A 15930-nucleotide genomic window follows, 5' to 3' on the forward strand; every position below is an offset into this window, starting at 1 on the left:
TATTTTAAAACAATAAAATATAAATACTATGAAAAATAAACTCTTACTTGTAATCACTTTAATTACTACGACACTTTCTTTCGCGCAAATCAGTTCCACTCAAGTCGATGAATTAGTAAATCGCACCTTAAAAACATTTGATGTACCTGGAATTGCTGTCGCCATTGTAAAGGACGGAAAAATCATTCATGCCAAAGGATATGGCGTAAAATCAATTTTAACAAACGAAAAAGTGGATGCAAATACGCTTTTTGGAGTTGCATCCAATAGTAAAGCGTTTACGAGTGCCGCTTTGGCAATATTAGTAGATGAAGGAAAAGTGAAATGGGATGATAAAGTAATCAAATACCTTCCTAATTTCAAGATGTATAATGAGTACGTAACGAATGAATTTACGATTCGAGATTTATTGACACACCGTAGCGGATTGGGGCTTGGTGCAGGCGATTTAATGATGTGGCCTGGAGGCGGTAACTTTACACCAACAGATATTATTGAGAATTTACAATATTTGAAACCAACTTCGGCTTTTAGAACCAAATATGATTATGATAATTTACTTTATATCGTTGCCGGAGAAGTAATACAATCGGCAAGTGGAAAAAGCTGGTGCGATTTTATAGAAGAGCGTATTATAAAACCATTGGAAATGAATAATAGTGCCGCTTCTTTTGTTCGATTGAAAGACACGACAAATGTAATTGCACCGCATGTACCTCTTGATGGGAAACTGCATGTGATAAAACGCTATAAAGATCCAATTTTAGATGCAGCCGGCGGTATTTATTCCAGCGTTAACGACATGAGCAAATGGGTAATCATGCAAATGAACAGTGGAAAATATGGCTCTGCTAATAAGCAACTATTTTCAGAAAAAGAACACAATGAGATGTGGCAATTGCAAACTATAATTCCTGTAACTACGAGAGCACCATACAATACTCATTTTAGCGGATACGGATTAGGCTGGTTTTTGAGTGATGTAAAAGGCTACAAACAAGTAAGTCATACTGGAGGATTAGAGGGTATTGTTACCCAAGTAACACTTTTACCTGAATTAAACCTTGGAATTATTGTTCTAACCAATCAACAATCAGGAGCTGCATTTTCAGCGATTACCAACACTATAAAAGACAGTTTTTTAGGAATACAATCAGAAGATTATGTGACTAAATACAGCACTAGTTTAAAAGAATATGAAACCTCTGCTGATAAAGTAACCGATGATGTTTGGGCTACTGTATCAAAAAATAAAAAAGAGAAAATCAAAATTGATTTCAAAAGTTTCATTGGAACATACAAAGACAATTGGCTAGGTGAAGTAGTACTTTCAGAAAGAAAAGGAAGATTGTATTTTGTTTCAAAACGATCTCCACAACTTACTGGTGAAGTTTTTTTCTACAAAGACACAAATTATGTAGTAAAATGGGATAATACCTATTTTCATGCAGATGCACATTTGTTTTTTGAATGCGACACAACCGGAAAAGCAATTATGATAAAAATGAAGCCCATTTCTGAATTGACTGATTTTAGTTATGATTTTCAAGATTTAGATTTAAAAAGAATAAATTAGAGAGAAACCTTGTTTCTTTAGCCTTAAATTCAAATATACATTTGCATATCTCCCAACTTATTCTTATTTTTAGGAAATGAACAATGCCGTTATGACAGAAATAGATTTAGAAAAAGAAAACAAGGCAATTGCCCAAGAATATAAAGAATTGCTTCGCATAAGTTACCAAACTTTAACACCTGAAGACAAAAAATTAATCCGGAAAGCATTTGATGTTTCCGTAGAAGCTCATAAAGAGCAACGCAGAAAATCAGGTGAAGCCTATATCTTCCACCCAATTGCTGTGGCAAAAATTGTTGCTTCCGAAATAGGTTTGGGAGCTACATCCATTGCTGCTGCATTATTGCATGATGTGGTTGAAGATACACCAACTACTATTCAAGATATCGAACGTTTGTTTAATCCTAAAGTGGCTCAAATCGTTGAGGGATTAACCAAAATATCCATGGTTCAAAAGGATTTGAATGCATCATTACAAGCCGAGAATTTCAGGAAAATGATTCTTACACTGAATGATGATGTTCGAGTGATTTTGATTAAACTAGCCGATCGTTTGCACAATATGCAGACTATGGAATCGATGCAGGAGGACAAACAAACCAAAATTGCATCGGAGACTTTATACATATACGCACCATTAGCGCATCGACTGGGGTTATACAACATAAAAACGAAGCTTGAAGATTTAGGATTAAAGTACACTGAACCTGCAGTTTACAACGACATTGTAAGTAAGATAAAAGAAACCAAAGAAGAACAAGATGCTTACATCGCTGATATTACTGCCGTTCTAAAAACCGCTTTAGATGAAGAAGGGATTGAGTACATTATAAAAGGTCGTCCAAAATCTATTTATTCTATTCGTCGAAAAATGAAGGCGCAAAACGTAAGCTTCGATGAAGTGTATGATAAGTTTGCCTTGCGAATCGTTTACAAATCAAATCCCCACGACGAAAAATTTCTCGCCTGGAAGATTTATTCTATCGTAACGGATCATTACAGACCAAGCCCAAGTCGTTTACGCGACTGGATTTCGTCACCAAAATCTACTGGCTACGAAGCATTACATATTACAGTAATGGGACCAAAAGGACGCTGGGTTGAAGTTCAGGTTCGAAGTGAACGCATGGATGAAATTGCCGAAAAAGGATACGCAGCGCACTACAAATATAAAAATGGCGCTACTGAAGAAAGCGGTCTGGATGTATGGCTTAATTTACTAAAAGAAGCTCTGGAAAATTCAGAAACGAATGCAGTAGATTTTGTGGAAGATTTCAAAATGAATTTATATTCTAAAGAAATCTTTGTGTTTACCCCAAAAGGAGAAATAAAATCATTGCCAAAAGGCGCCACTTCACTTGATTTTGCTTTCAGCATTCATTCCGAAATAGGAATTAGAACCAGAGGAACACGCGTTAATGGAAAATTAGTTCCTTTGAATTTCGAATTAAAAAGTGGTGACCAAATTGAAGTCATTACTTCGCAACATCAAAAACCTACTGTCAACTGGCTGGATTACGTAACTACATCCAGAGCCAAAACGAAAATAAAAAATGTTTTAAACGAAAACACCAAGAAAATTGGCGAAGAAGGAAAAGAACTCCTAACTCGAAAACTAAAGCATTTAAAAATAACATTGAACGAATCAGTGGTTAACGAATTGGTTAACTTTTTCAAACTAAAAACCAGTTTAGATTTATTTTATAGAGTGGGAATTGGTGCCATTGAAAACCAACAACTCAAGGATTACGCAGCCCAAAAAAGCAATACTTTCATTAATTTTTTCAAAAATAAAATGAAACGTTCGCCAAGCACCGCTGACGAAGACATCCATAAACCAATCATTAGCAGCAGTTACGACATGCTTGTTTTTGGTAAAGAACACGACAAACTGGATTACAAATTATCGCCTTGTTGCAACCCAATACCTGGTGATGATGTATTTGGATTTGTAACCATCAACGAAGGAATAAAAGTGCATAAAAAAGATTGCCCGAACGCCATTGGGATGCAATCCAACTATGCCTACCGAATAATGACAGCTAAATGGATTGACTCTTCGCAAGAAGAATTCAAAGCCATCATAAACATAACCGGAATGGATGTTTTAGGACTCACAAACCAGCTAACAAAGGTAATTTCCAACAATATGCATGTTAATATTCAGAGTATTTCTTTGAGTACCGATGCAGGAATTTTTCATGGTCAAGTTGCGGTAATTGTTCAAAACAATACTATTTTGAAAAAAATGATTAACAACATCAAAAAAATTGACGGAATCGATAAAGTAACAAGGGTTTATAAAACATAGAAAAAAATCCGGTTTTTAGTTTCAAATCTCAATTTGTTCAAGGCGAAACTAAAAAACTTGAAACTAAACAAACCTTAAACTTTATACTTTAAACTAAAAAATTTATCTTTGCCCGCATATGACACTCATTTCCACAGATAACACCAAAAACCAAGAAATTGTAAAAAATGTTTTTACAATGTATCTTGAAAAAAAAGGACATCGCAAAACTCCTGAACGTTATGCTATCCTTCAGGAAATTTACGATAGCGAAGAACATTTTGATGTAGAGAACCTTTATATCAAAATGAAAAATAAAAACTATCGTGTGAGTAGAGCAACTCTTTACAATACGATTGAATTGCTATTGGATTGTGCTTTAGTGCGTAAACACCAATTTGGACAAAATCAAGCACATTATGAAAAATCATATTTTGACAAACAGCACGATCATATTATAATGACGGATACTGGCGAAGTAATTGAGTTTTGTGATCCAAGAATTCAAAGTATCAAAAAAACAATCGAAGAAATATTCGACATAGAGATTACCAACCATTCCTTATATTTATATGGAATAAAAAAACAAAAATAGTACGGATAACTTACTAGTTGTCCCTTCAATATATCACTAACTACAAAATAACAGATAGAATGACCGTAGATTTATTACTAGGATTACAATGGGGAGATGAAGGAAAAGGAAAAATTGTTGATGTTCTAACTTCAAATTATGATATTATTGCTCGTTTTCAAGGAGGTCCAAATGCAGGACACACTTTGGAATTTGACGGAATAAAACATGTTCTTAGAACTATTCCTTCTGGTATTTTTCATAAAACTGCTGTAAACATCATTGGAAATGGAGTAGTAATTGATCCTGTTGTTTTTCAAAAAGAAATTGAAGGTCTTGAAAAATTTAATTTAGACATCAAAAGCAAATTAATCATTTCAAGAAAAGCACATTTAATATTACCAACACACCGTTTATTAGACGCTGCTTCTGAGGCTTCTAAAGGAAAAGCAAAAATTGGTTCTACATTAAAAGGAATTGGCCCTACTTACATGGACAAAACCGGAAGAAACGGTCTTCGTGTAGGTGATATTGAATTAGAAGATTTTGCAGATCGTTACAGAGCTTTGGCTGACAAGCATGAAGCAATGATTAAATTCTACGATGTTGCTATCCAATACAATTTAGAGGAATTAGAAAAAGAATTTTTTGAAGCTATCGAAGAACTAAAAAAATTAGATTTCATCGATAGTGAAGAATATTTACACCAAGCTCAAAAAGCAGGTAAATCAATATTATGTGAAGGAGCTCAAGGTTCATTATTGGACGTTGATTTTGGAACGTATCCATTTGTAACTTCGTCTAACACAACTGCTGCAGGTGCATGTACCGGTTTAGGGATTGCCCCAAACAAAATCAAGGAAGTATACGGAATTTTCAAAGCGTATGTAACACGCGTAGGAAGTGGTCCATTCCCTACTGAACTTTTTGACGAAGATGGTGCAACTATGGCACGTGTAGGAAATGAATTTGGATCGGTAACCGGAAGACAAAGACGTTGTGGCTGGTTAGACTTAGTAGCACTTAAATATGCTGTTCAGGTTAATGGTGTAACGCAACTGATGATGATGAAAGGCGATGTACTTTCAGGATTTGAAACGTTGAAAGTATGTACGGAATACAATTATAAAGGAGAGAAAATTTCTCACTTCCCTTATAACATCGAACCAGAAAATGTAACTCCGGTTTATCAGGATTTCAAAGGTTGGAAACAAGATTTGACTGGTATGACTACGTATGATGAATTACCGACAGAGTTAAAAGAATACATTGCATTCATTGAAAAAGAAGTGGAAGTTCCTATCAAAATAGTTTCTGTAGGTCCAGACAGAAAGCAAACTATTCTAAAATAAGATTACTAAACGCTCTGAAATTCAGAGCGTTTTTTTATACTTTAGTAATCGAATAGCTAACCCATTTTCAGCTCACCATGATACCAAAACAAGAAAAATTTTTACAGTACGCAATTCTATTTGCTTGTTTTAGTATGCTTTTGTCTTGTAGGGAGGAGCAAGATATCACTTTAAACACTGTCAATCAGAAATATAGTGTCAAAGGAAATAAAATTTTGAAAGACAACCAACCCATTCAGTTGATTGGAACAAATTCATTTCAAGTTTTTGGGGCAAATGACCTAAAAATGAGTAGTTGGAATATGGACATAGCGCGGGAATTTATAGCTAATGTTCAAGAACAACCCTTAACCGGTATTCCTATAAAAGACAGTAATGGTTCTTTTTTACATTCATTACAAAGTATTGTGGATGGAAATCGAAAAAATAACAGAATTACTATTTTATGCGGTTTTGGTTGGGACGGAAAAACAGAAACAGAATTTACAGGCAAAAGTCCTTCAAAAACCATTTGGTGGAAAGCGTACAAAGAAAAACTACAAGAATGGGCGTTGCATTTTAAAAATCAACCAGATGTATGGATCGAAGTATGGAATGAACCCTACAGATTTGACAGAGCTGATGGTTATACTGATGAAGTCTGGGAAAAAGACATGACAGAACTTGTTGCCATTATTAGAATTACAGGCAATCCCTCTATCATTCTTGTACCTTGTGCTGAACAAGGACAAGACGAAAGTGTTTTGCTAAAAAAAGGGAATTCTTTTCTACAAAAAAATTCTAATATTGTCTTTGATATTCACGCTTATGAAAAATGGCTATTAGATAATGAAACTGCAATAGACAATAGGCTGGATTTATTAAAACAGCAAAATTTACCAGTCCTTTTTGGAGAAACAGCACCTATGAATGCAGGGATTTTAATGAATCCTCGTTATTTTCTTAATGCTGTATACAATAGAGGATTTTCTGTATGTGCATGGGTATGGAAATACGATAAAAATGACCAAGATGCACTGCTCACTGCTGATGGCGCTCCTAATGATACCAACAATAACAACTGGGGCTCCACGTATAAAAACCTAGCTGCTAAACCTCGAAATCCTTAAAAATATTTTTACAAAATAAAATGAAAAATCCAGCTATTAAAATCCAAAAAACCGAATTGCTATCAGACAATTGGTACATCTTAAACAAAGTAACTTTTGACTATCAAAAAAAAGACGAGTCCTGGATTACCCAAAGAAGAGAAGTTTACGATAGAGGAAATGGCGCCGCTATTTTGCTTTATAACACACAACAAAAAACAGTTATTCTAACACGACAGTTTCGCCTCCCAACCTATCTTAACGGAAATGAAACCGGAATGATGATTGAGGTTTGTGCCGGACTTTTGGACGCAGACAATCCGGAGCAATGCATCATTAGAGAAACCGAAGAAGAAACAGGATACCGCATTTCTAAAGTAAAGAAGGTAATGGAAACGTATATGTCTCCGGGTGCAGTAACAGAAATTTTATATTTATTTGTAGGTGAGTACGATGAATCCATGAAAGTGAGTGACGGTGGCGGAGTAGCACATGAAGAAGAAAATATAGATGTAATGGAAATGTCTTTTGACGAAGCCTATGCTATGATTGAATCCGGTAAAATGCAAGATGCAAAGACCATTATGTTGTTACAATATGCCAAAATAAACAGTCTTATTTAATGAACAACACCACTAAAGGGGTTTTATTTGCCCTATTAGCTACCTTTCTTTGGTCCGTAAATATGGTAATCGCCAGTGGGATAAAAGGTCATATTCCTCCTGTTGGATTGGCTTTTTGGCGCTGGACAGTTGCTTGTATTGTTTTGGCTCCATTTGCTATAAAAAGCACTTATGAAAGTTTCAAAATTGTAAAGAAACACATTCGCTATCTTACACTTACCGCTGTATTAGGTATCACTATTTTTAACACGCTGATTTATTTTGCAGGAAAAACAACAAGTGCAGTTAATTTATCATTAATCGCCATTTCGATTCCGTTATTTATTGTTGTACTCTCGAGAATTATTTTTAAAGAGAAAGTTTCCAATGTAAAAATAGTGGGAATTGCAACCATAATCACAGGAGTTTTAGTGCTTATTTCCAAAGGTTCCTTACAAGCATTACTCCATATCAACTTCACCATTGGGGATGTATTGATGCTAGTGGCTTGCTTCTTTTTTGCTTATTACACGATATTAGTTCGACAAAAACCAGATGAATTAAGTCCAAAAGTATTTTTGTTCAGTGTTTTTGTAATTGGTACAATTTTACTGTTCCCTTTTTATCTGTATGAACATATCTATTATAAAAAAGTGATTTTTGACACTAAAACAGTCTTGGTAACCACATACGTTGGCGTTTGCGCTTCCTTAATTTCTTTTTATTTATGGAACGAAGCCATTCGATTAATTGGAACCTCAAAAACAGCATTGATTTATTATTTGATTCCTGTATTCAGTGGGATTCTGGCGTATTTTTTTCTAAATCAAGCTATTTTGATAACCCAAATCATCAGTATGGGAATCATTATTTCCGGGTTATTAATTACCAATAAAAAATAAAAATCATGCTTTTTACAAAATAAAAAAGCAGAATAAAAATAAATTCATTCTGCTTTTCTATTTAAAAAATATTCTAAAAACCACTATTTATTAGGCTGCGGTGTCATTCTTAAATACGGTTTTACCCTCTCGTAGCCTTTTGGAAATTTAGCCGCAATATCTTCATCTTTAACTGCAGTCGAGATTACTACTTTATCACCATCTTTCCAGTTGGCCGGCGTTGCAACGCTGTAATTAGCCGTCAATTGCAAACTATCAACTACACGCAAAAGTTCATCAAAATTTCTACCGGTTGATGCAGGATAGGTCATCATTAATTTTATTTTCTTGTCTGGTCCAATTATAAAAACCGAACGAACCGTAAAACTCTCACTTGCGTTGGGATGAATCATATCGTATAATTCAGCAATACGCTTGTCTTCATCGGCAATTATAGGGAAATTTACAGTTGTATTTTGAGTTTCGTTGATGTCTTTGATCCACTCCATGTGCGAATCTACTCCATCAACACTCAATGCGATTACTTTTACATTTCGTTTTTCAAATTCAGGATAATAATTTGCAACTGTTCCTAACTCCGTGGTACAAACAGGTGTGAAATCAGCTGGATGAGAGAACAAAATACCCCAAGAATCTCCCAACCAATCATGAAATTTTATTTTTCCTTGTGACGTTTCTGCTTCAAAATCAGGAGCATTATCGCCTAATCGTAATGTTGCCATAGTAGTTTATTTTATTGATTAGTAACACTGTAAGTTATTGAAATAAAAGCAATAAAGGAGAAAACTAATCTTAAAATTCTACTAATTTTTGTAAAACCCAGAAAGCAATACTTCAAAAAAATGTCATTATGAAAACAAATGCCCAAGCCCTGATCGCCCCGAAATTTTGGGAGCAATCCTTTTGTTTTTTTCTTAAAAAAACAAAAGATATAGTGTAGAGCAGGACACGAGCGAAGCGAACTGACGAAGTAAAAAGCTCCCCTGAAAAGACGTCTTATTTTTTCTTTAAATTTGGTAAAAAGAGTGCTATAATCCCTATCAAAGGCAAATACGCACAAAGATAATACACATACGTTATGCTGGTGTGATCTGCAAGATTCCCTAATAAAGCAGAACCTAAACCGCCCATTCCAAAGGCAAAACCATAGAAAAGGCCAGAGACCATTCCGAGTTTTTTAGGCAATAATTCTTGTGCATAAACTAAGATTGACGGAAATGCAGAGGAGATTATGATTCCTATTAAGACTGATAAAACGCCTGTCCAAAACAAATCGACATACGGCAACAATAAAGTAAAAGGTGCGGCTCCCAACACCGAAAACCAAATTACATATTTTCTTCCAAATTTATCGCCTAACGGTCCTCCGATTAAGGTTCCAATGGCACAAGAAGCCAAAAATAAAACCAAATGAAATTGCGCTTCCTGAACCGATAATCCAAATTTTTCGATTAAATAAAACGTAAAATAGCTGGACATACTGGCCATGTAAAAGAATTTTGAAAATATCAGAACCAACAAAATTCCCACTGAGATTACTATCTTTTTTTGGGATAAATTAGGCAAATCGATTACAGCTTTCTTGGCACTTCTTAAACTTAAATGGTTTTGATACCAAAGTGCGATTCTACTCAAAACTATCAATCCGATAATGGCAACAACCACAAACCAAATGATGTAATATTGTGAATTAGGAACCACAATTAAGGCGACTAATAAAGGACCGATAGCCGTTCCTGCATTGCCTCCCAACTGAAAAATGGATTGTGCCAAACCACGCTTTCCACCAGATGCCAAAAAGGAGATTCGGGAAGCTTCAGGATGAAAAATCGAAGAACCAATACCAACCAAAACAACCGAAATTATAATCATTGAAAAACTGGAAGCATACGATAAACACACAATTCCGGATAAGGTAAACAGCATTCCGAAAATTTGAGAAAAAGGCTTTGGTCTTTTGTCCGTATACAAACCAACCAAAGGCTGTAATATAGAAGCCGCCAACTGATATGCCAAGGTGATTAACCCGATTTGTGTGAAGGTTAAATTGAAATTTTCTTTTAAAATAGGATACGCTGCCGGAATTACGGCTTGTAATAAATCATTCAATAAATGGGCGAATGCAATAGAAAATAATATAGAGTAAACGGTTTGCTGAGCAATAGGAGTTGTATCAATTTTTGATACAGTATCAAGAGATGAATTCATATTTTTAAAAAACTATATTACTAATTATTGATCCATATTCGATTAAAAAAAATTAAACAAACTGAACCACAAAATACCAAAATAACAAGGTGATAAACGACAATGGGATTCCAAAACCTATCATCATACTGCTTAAACGAGGTTTTAAACCGTGAGTAGAAGCTAAAATACAAGCGGTAATCATGGGCGCCATCGCTGACTCTAATATGGCAACTTGAATAATTTTAGAATGCTGCTGCAAAATTACGACATACAACACGTAAATGAGAGCCGGAGTCAATATTAATTTATACAAAAGTCCCAGTCCTAAAAACTTCCAATGCTGGCTTTTCCGGTCAAAACGCAGTTGCAAACCAACAGAAAGCAAAGCCAAAGGTGTCACTCCACTTCCCAGTTTTTGCAATAAAAGCTGAACGTAATCCTGAAAATCGAAATTAAAAACATTCATCAAACAGGCTATCAAAAAAGTTATAAATGGAGGAAAAAGAAGAATCTTTTTGGCGATTTGAAAACCGCTTGGGTTGCCACTGGAATATAACGTTGCAACCAGAATTCCTAAGGTAGAAAGTACCACAAAAGAACCGGGCTGATCGACTAAAATAGCCGTTTTCAAACCTTCTTCTCCGTATAATGCTTCAATTATTGGGTAACCTAAAAAGGAAGTATTGCCCAAACCGGCCGTTAAAATTAAGCAACCAATGAGTTTTCTAGACCAGCCAAATTTACTGCCTAAAAAACTAAAAAATAGATAGGATACAACAAATCCAATCCAAGCAACTCCAAGTGGGAATAACAATTCATTACTCCATTTTATTTTTGGAATGTAATATAAGGCCAGCGCTGGGAGACAGATATAAATAACAATCTTGTTTAATAGCTTATAAACAGTTACAGGAAACCCTTTTATATTTTGGAATACAATACCTAGGAATAAAAAAACAAAGATTAGGATGAAATTAGTCATAGCTTAATTTGATTACAAAAATACCATTTAAATTTATCTTGAGAAGTAGAAAAAACTGCTTTAGATGCTACAATATGTTAAAAAAAGCAACAATAATTGGAAATTACAATTTTAGACGTATATTTGTAATATATTTTATTACAGTATGATTTCAGGTAAATTTGCAATAACATTACATATCCTCACCTTACTCACTAAATTCCCAGATGAATATTTATCTTCAGAGTTTATAGCGGGAAGCATGAACTTACATCCCGTTTTGGTAAGAAAAGAAATTGCAAACCTAAAAAAAAATAATATTGTAGAAAGTAAAGAAGGCAAAAACGGCGGTACAAAATTATTAAAATCGGCATCAAATATTTCGTTAGACACTATTTTCAAAATGACTTTTGACACAGTTACTTTGGGATTTTCAAAAAACACACCCAATCCAAATTGTCCTGTCGGAAAAAAAATAAATGAAAATTTAGAAGATTTATATGAAAATATCAATGAAAAAATTAGCTTACAATTAAGCGGTATTACATTGGAAAATTTTTCTAATCAATTTTAAAACTATTTTTTTAAACTAAACTGTAACATTTTTTATTACTTTTAAATACATATAATTATGAAAATCGCAATTATCGGAGCCACAGGATTTGTAGGTTCAGCAATTTTAAATGAATTGGCAAATCGCAATCACCAAATTACAGCAATAGCCAGAAATCCAAAAAAAGATGAAAACACAGCTGTCAAATGGGAAAAAGCAGATATCAATAACGTTGATGAACTGTCTAAAATTATTGCAGGAAATGATGTGATTGTAAATGCTTTCAGCGCAGGTTGGACTAATCCAAATTTATATACCGATTTCCTTGAAGGTTCAAAAGCGATTCAAGAAGCTGTTAAAAAATCTGGTGTAAAACGATTCATCACCATTGGCGGCGGCGGAAGTTTGTTTATAGGTCCAAATCTACAAGCAGTAGACACTCCGGATTTTCCAAAGGAATATTATGCAGGAGCAACTGCAGCAAGAGATTATTTGAATATTATTAGAGAAGAAAAAGAATTGGATTGGGCATTTTTCAGTCCGGCTTTTTTAATGCATCAAGGCATCACAACAGGAAGAACAGGTAAATACCGTCTAGGGTTAGAAAACCCGGTTTTTGATGAAAATCAGAGAAGTATTTTATCCGTTGAAGATTTAGCAGTTGTTATTGCTGATGAAATTGAAACTCCAAAACACCATCAAGTGCGTTTTACAGCAGCGTATTAATTCCGCATGTTTTCTAAAATAAAACAGTTTCATAAGGCAGTTGCTTTTTGAAACTGTTTTTGTTTTCACTACTTTTACTATTCTAAAAAATAGTTTTGCCAAATAAAAAACACCATCCAAGCGCGTTAAACGAAAAACCCGGAATTTCTGCTCCAGAAATTATCAGCACCGTTGCTGTTGGGCATATTCAGCAATTTAGAAAGATACAACCTTCGGCAAAAGAACTCGTTAAGGGAATTTTAGAGGAAAATATAACTGCGCTGAGTCGTGCGATTACTTTAGTGGAAAGTACGAATGTAAGTCATTTGGCGAAAGCCAATGAAGTGATAAATGCTTGTTTGCCTTATGCCAACAAATCAGTTAGAATTGGCATTACAGGAGTTCCCGGCGTTGGAAAAAGTACCTTCATTGAAGCTTTTGGAAAATATTTGACTGGTTTAGGAAAAAAAGTAGCGGTGCTTGCCGTTGATCCCAGCAGTACAATTTCGCATGGAAGTATTTTGGGTGATAAAACCCGAATGGAAGAACTCGTTAAAGATGAAAATGCTTTTATACGACCTTCAGCTTCAGGGGAAACATTAGGTGGTGTGGCTCGAAAAACCCGTGAAACCATTACACTTTGTGAGGCTGCCGGTTTTGATACCATCATCATAGAAACGGTTGGCGTAGGCCAAAGTGAAACCGCCGTTCACAGCATGGTAGATTTTTTTCTTCTATTAAAAATTTCTGGTGCAGGTGATGAATTGCAAGGCATCAAACGCGGCATTATGGAAATGGCCGATGCTATTGTCATCAATAAAGCGGATGGTGACAATATAAAAAGAGCTCATCTTGCTAAACTGGAATTTAATAGAGCATTGCATCTTTTCCCTGCCAAAAAATCAGGTTGGACGCCCACAACTGCTGCCTGCAGCGCTATTACCCATGAAGGAATACCTGATGTTTGGGAAACCATTCAAAAATTCCTGGAACTGACTAAAGGCAATAATTACTTTTTTGAAAAGCGAAAAGAACAGAATCAATATTGGATGCTGGAAACCATCAACGAGCAATTGAAAACCAATTTTTACAGCAATGCTGAAATTCAAAAATCATTGGATTCAACTAAAAAAGCGGTGCGAAATGATGAAATTTCACCCTTTGCAGCCGCTCAAAAATTATTAGAAAAGTATTTTAAAAAAGACTAATCTATTCTGTTCTTCTTTTCCCTTCTAAATAAGTTTGGTATCCATACTTTATCATTAAAACACCAAGAGCAATCTTACCAAATTTACCAATAACATATCCTACAATATGTCCAGAATTATAGGCTTCACTTTCGTTTATATTTGATTTAATTTCAAACGGAAAAAAGTTAAAAACCCCTTTAATTATGAGTATTGTGCCAAAAATAAACATGAAATACATAAATAAATTTTTCATTTGGATATAGATTAGGTAAGACAATTTAACTACTCCTCGTAAAGTTTAATTTCTCTATCATAAAACTCATTGGCAAGAACTATTAATCCTTCCATTTCTGCATTTAATTCTGCTTCGTCAAGATCCTCCGCTTCTTCCATAAACTCTACCTCATCATCTTTCAGATTGATTATAAATCTAGGGTAATCAAGGTGTATGATGAAAATATCCTCAGGGAAATCAGTATTATCGCCTAGTAAAAATTTTGGTAATTCCATGAATTTAATATTTAAGTATTTATTATTTTATTTGTTATGATTTTGTAACACCAACTTTCTTGTTAATCTCGCAAAGCGAATATACAAAAATAAAGCGGCAGCAGTTAATCCCGCCAAAAGTCCTATCCAGATTCCAACGGCTTTAAGTTCCGTATATTTTCCTAAATAATAGGAAATAGGAAAACCAATAACCCAATACGCCACAAAGGTAATGTACATAGGGATTTTTACATCTTGCAAACCACGTAATGCTCCCAAAACAACGACTTGAATTCCATCCGAGATTTGGAAAATAGCTGCAATCAATAGTAATTTTGAAGTGATTATGATGATTTCTTCGTTGTCCAGCATTTGAGCTGAATCGGTCATATTCAAGAATAAATGCGGTAAAAAATTATGGAATACCACAAATATTATCGCAAAAAAAGTTTCAAGTATAATCGCCAATAGAAAAATAGATCGTGCAACAACAATCAACTTTTTAAAATCATTCATTCCTTTAGTATGACTCACTCGAATCATTGCCGTAACACTTAAACCCATTGCAACCATAAACGTGGAGGATGCCAAAATAAGTGCAATCTGATTGGCAGCCTGACTATTTTTACCCAAAGAGCCTGAAAGCCAAATTGCAGCGGTAAACAAAGTTACTTCAAACAACATTTGCATAGCTGAAGGCATACCCAGATTGATAATCTTTTTCAAAATTGATTTTCTGATTTCTTTAAAACTGAAATTCTTAAAATATTTTTTCAATGCCGAATTCTTTTTCATCAGGTAATGCATAAAAACCACCATCATTATCCTTGACAAGACCGTTCCCAATGCAGCTCCCAGAATTCCTAATTTTGGAAAAAACCAAATTCCGTAAATCAGTACATAATTAAAAAAGACATGCACTACGTTAGCCATAAATATGGCGTACATGGAATATTTTGTTTTAGACAATCCATCGGCAAATTGTTTGTAACCCTGATACATAATCACCGGAATTAAAGAAAATGCAACCCAATCAATATAAGGAGCAGCCATTTCAGCCACTTCCTTGGGTTGGTGCATGAAATACATAATTTGTTTAGACAACACGGTCAAAATAAATAATGCAACTCCTAAAATCGTACATAAAAGCAATCCGTGATGAAAAGTAGTACGGATTTTTTGATCATTTTTTTCGGCATCAGCCTCAGCCACTAATGGAGTTATTGCAGTAGAAAAACCTATCCCTAAAGACAAAGCAATGAATATAAAGCTATTACCCAATGAAACTGCCGCCAATTCAGTTGAACCCAATTTCCCAACCATGAAATTATCAACGATTCCTATTAATGTATGTCCTAGCATTCCCAGAACTACAGGATACGCTAATTTAATATTATAAGAAAACTCTTTGAAGTATTGAGATAAATTCACTTTTGCTTTTTTTTGATGGCAAAGATA

The 15930-nt window shown here is 34.6% G+C and carries 16 protein-coding genes; 10 read left to right on the forward strand and 6 right to left on the reverse strand.

What is annotated here, in order from left to right:
- The first annotated feature begins 28 nt into the window (after positions 1-28).
- From QLS31_RS06900 to QLS31_RS06930, 7 genes are all read left to right on the forward strand, one after another.
- On the forward strand, positions 29-1576 hold the full coding sequence (locus QLS31_RS06900) for a serine hydrolase (protein WP_282743247.1): 1548 nt from the start codon (positions 29-31) through the stop codon (positions 1574-1576).
- A 91-nt stretch (positions 1577-1667) separates the two neighbouring features.
- Entirely contained in the window at positions 1668-3887 is a 2220-nt protein-coding gene (locus QLS31_RS06905) for a RelA/SpoT family protein (protein ID WP_099716282.1), read from the forward strand.
- Positions 3888-4005: 118 nt separating this feature from the next.
- Positions 4006-4461: a transcriptional repressor gene (locus QLS31_RS06910; RefSeq protein ID WP_035670620.1), complete on the forward strand. Its 456-nt coding sequence runs from the start codon at positions 4006-4008 to the stop codon at positions 4459-4461.
- Positions 4462-4520: 59 nt separating this feature from the next.
- The gene (locus tag QLS31_RS06915; RefSeq protein WP_121364626.1) at positions 4521-5792 is read left to right on the forward strand and encodes an adenylosuccinate synthase; all 1272 of its coding nucleotides are present in this window, start codon (positions 4521-4523) and stop codon (positions 5790-5792) included.
- A gap of 77 nt (positions 5793-5869) precedes the next feature.
- Positions 5870-6901, forward strand: coding sequence for a cellulase family glycosylhydrolase (locus QLS31_RS06920; protein ID WP_282743248.1), 1032 nt, complete (start codon positions 5870-5872; stop codon positions 6899-6901).
- A 20-nt stretch (positions 6902-6921) separates the two neighbouring features.
- The gene (gene nudK / locus QLS31_RS06925) at positions 6922-7503 is read left to right on the forward strand and encodes a GDP-mannose pyrophosphatase NudK (protein ID WP_282743249.1); all 582 of its coding nucleotides are present in this window, start codon (positions 6922-6924) and stop codon (positions 7501-7503) included.
- Positions 7503-8384 carry a DMT family transporter gene (locus QLS31_RS06930; RefSeq protein ID WP_282743250.1) on the forward strand — a complete coding sequence of 294 codons (882 nt, stop codon included), beginning with the start codon at positions 7503-7505 and terminating at the stop codon, positions 8382-8384. The genes nudK and QLS31_RS06930 overlap by 1 nt, the downstream gene beginning before the upstream one ends.
- A gap of 83 nt (positions 8385-8467) precedes the next feature.
- Here QLS31_RS06930 and QLS31_RS06935 read toward each other — a convergent pair whose 3' ends face one another.
- From QLS31_RS06935 to QLS31_RS06945, 3 genes are all read right to left on the reverse strand, one after another.
- Complete coding sequence (locus QLS31_RS06935) at positions 8468-9106, reverse strand: peroxiredoxin (protein WP_282710395.1); 639 nt, start codon at positions 9104-9106, stop codon at positions 8468-8470.
- A 274-nt stretch (positions 9107-9380) separates the two neighbouring features.
- Positions 9381-10592, reverse strand: coding sequence for an MFS transporter (locus QLS31_RS06940; protein WP_282743251.1), 1212 nt, complete (start codon positions 10590-10592; stop codon positions 9381-9383).
- A 52-nt stretch (positions 10593-10644) separates the two neighbouring features.
- Positions 10645-11556, reverse strand: coding sequence for an AEC family transporter (locus QLS31_RS06945; protein WP_282743252.1), 912 nt, complete (start codon positions 11554-11556; stop codon positions 10645-10647).
- Positions 11557-11701: 145 nt separating this feature from the next.
- Between QLS31_RS06945 and QLS31_RS06950 the strand changes: the two genes are divergently transcribed.
- The 3 genes from QLS31_RS06950 to meaB all read left to right on the forward strand — a co-directional run bounded on the left by QLS31_RS06950 (position 11702) and on the right by meaB (position 14001).
- Positions 11702-12109, forward strand: coding sequence for an Rrf2 family transcriptional regulator (locus tag QLS31_RS06950; protein ID WP_282714573.1), 408 nt, complete (start codon positions 11702-11704; stop codon positions 12107-12109).
- Between the two features lie 57 nt (positions 12110-12166).
- Entirely contained in the window at positions 12167-12814 is a 648-nt protein-coding gene (locus QLS31_RS06955; protein ID WP_282743253.1) for an NAD(P)H-binding protein, read from the forward strand.
- A 95-nt stretch (positions 12815-12909) separates the two neighbouring features.
- Entirely contained in the window at positions 12910-14001 is a 1092-nt protein-coding gene (gene meaB, locus QLS31_RS06960) for a methylmalonyl Co-A mutase-associated GTPase MeaB (protein WP_282743254.1), read from the forward strand.
- A gap of 1 nt (position 14002) precedes the next feature.
- Here the strand turns inward: meaB and QLS31_RS06965 are convergent, their stop codons facing one another.
- From QLS31_RS06965 to QLS31_RS06975, 3 genes are read right to left on the reverse strand one after another with little or no spacing between them, the layout of a single operon-like run.
- Positions 14003-14236 (reverse strand): hypothetical protein, encoded by a 234-nt coding sequence (locus tag QLS31_RS06965; protein WP_282743255.1) that lies wholly within the window; start codon positions 14234-14236, stop codon positions 14003-14005.
- A gap of 29 nt (positions 14237-14265) precedes the next feature.
- Positions 14266-14493: a hypothetical protein gene (locus tag QLS31_RS06970; RefSeq protein ID WP_091204000.1), complete on the reverse strand. Its 228-nt coding sequence runs from the start codon at positions 14491-14493 to the stop codon at positions 14266-14268.
- A gap of 27 nt (positions 14494-14520) precedes the next feature.
- A complete protein-coding gene (locus QLS31_RS06975) occupies positions 14521-15903 on the reverse strand; it encodes an MATE family efflux transporter (RefSeq protein WP_099716281.1) in 1383 nt (460 codons plus the stop codon).
- Positions 15904-15930: the final 27 nt, after the last annotated feature.

The sequence above is a fragment of the Flavobacterium sp. XS2P24 genome (assembly GCF_030010285.1).
Classification (GTDB): Bacteria; Bacteroidota; Bacteroidia; order Flavobacteriales; family Flavobacteriaceae; genus Flavobacterium; species Flavobacterium algoritolerans.

Bases quoted from the DNA above. Each gene is read 5' to 3' on its own strand.
- QLS31_RS06965 (WP_282743255.1), bottom strand. From the start codon at position 14,236: ATGAAAAATTTATTTATGTATTTCATGTTTATTTTTGGCACAATACTC.
- QLS31_RS06935 (WP_282710395.1), bottom strand. From the start codon at position 9,106: ATGGCAACATTACGATTAGGCGATAATGCTCCTGATTTTGAAGCAGAA.
- QLS31_RS06950 (WP_282714573.1), top strand. From the start codon at position 11,702: ATGATTTCAGGTAAATTTGCAATAACATTACATATCCTCACCTTACTC.
- QLS31_RS06905 (WP_099716282.1), top strand. From the start codon at position 1,668: ATGACAGAAATAGATTTAGAAAAAGAAAACAAGGCAATTGCCCAAGAA.
- QLS31_RS06970 (WP_091204000.1), bottom strand. From the start codon at position 14,493: ATGGAATTACCAAAATTTTTACTAGGCGATAATACTGATTTCCCTGAG.
- QLS31_RS06945 (WP_282743252.1), bottom strand. From the start codon at position 11,556: ATGACTAATTTCATCCTAATCTTTGTTTTTTTATTCCTAGGTATTGTA.
- nudK (WP_282743249.1), top strand. From the start codon at position 6,922: ATGAAAAATCCAGCTATTAAAATCCAAAAAACCGAATTGCTATCAGAC.
- QLS31_RS06915 (WP_121364626.1), top strand. From the start codon at position 4,521: ATGACCGTAGATTTATTACTAGGATTACAATGGGGAGATGAAGGAAAA.
- QLS31_RS06910 (WP_035670620.1), top strand. From the start codon at position 4,006: ATGACACTCATTTCCACAGATAACACCAAAAACCAAGAAATTGTAAAA.
- QLS31_RS06940 (WP_282743251.1), bottom strand. From the start codon at position 10,592: ATGAATTCATCTCTTGATACTGTATCAAAAATTGATACAACTCCTATT.
- QLS31_RS06930 (WP_282743250.1), top strand. From the start codon at position 7,503: ATGAACAACACCACTAAAGGGGTTTTATTTGCCCTATTAGCTACCTTT.
- QLS31_RS06900 (WP_282743247.1), top strand. From the start codon at position 29: ATGAAAAATAAACTCTTACTTGTAATCACTTTAATTACTACGACACTT.
- QLS31_RS06955 (WP_282743253.1), top strand. From the start codon at position 12,167: ATGAAAATCGCAATTATCGGAGCCACAGGATTTGTAGGTTCAGCAATT.
- QLS31_RS06920 (WP_282743248.1), top strand. From the start codon at position 5,870: ATGATACCAAAACAAGAAAAATTTTTACAGTACGCAATTCTATTTGCT.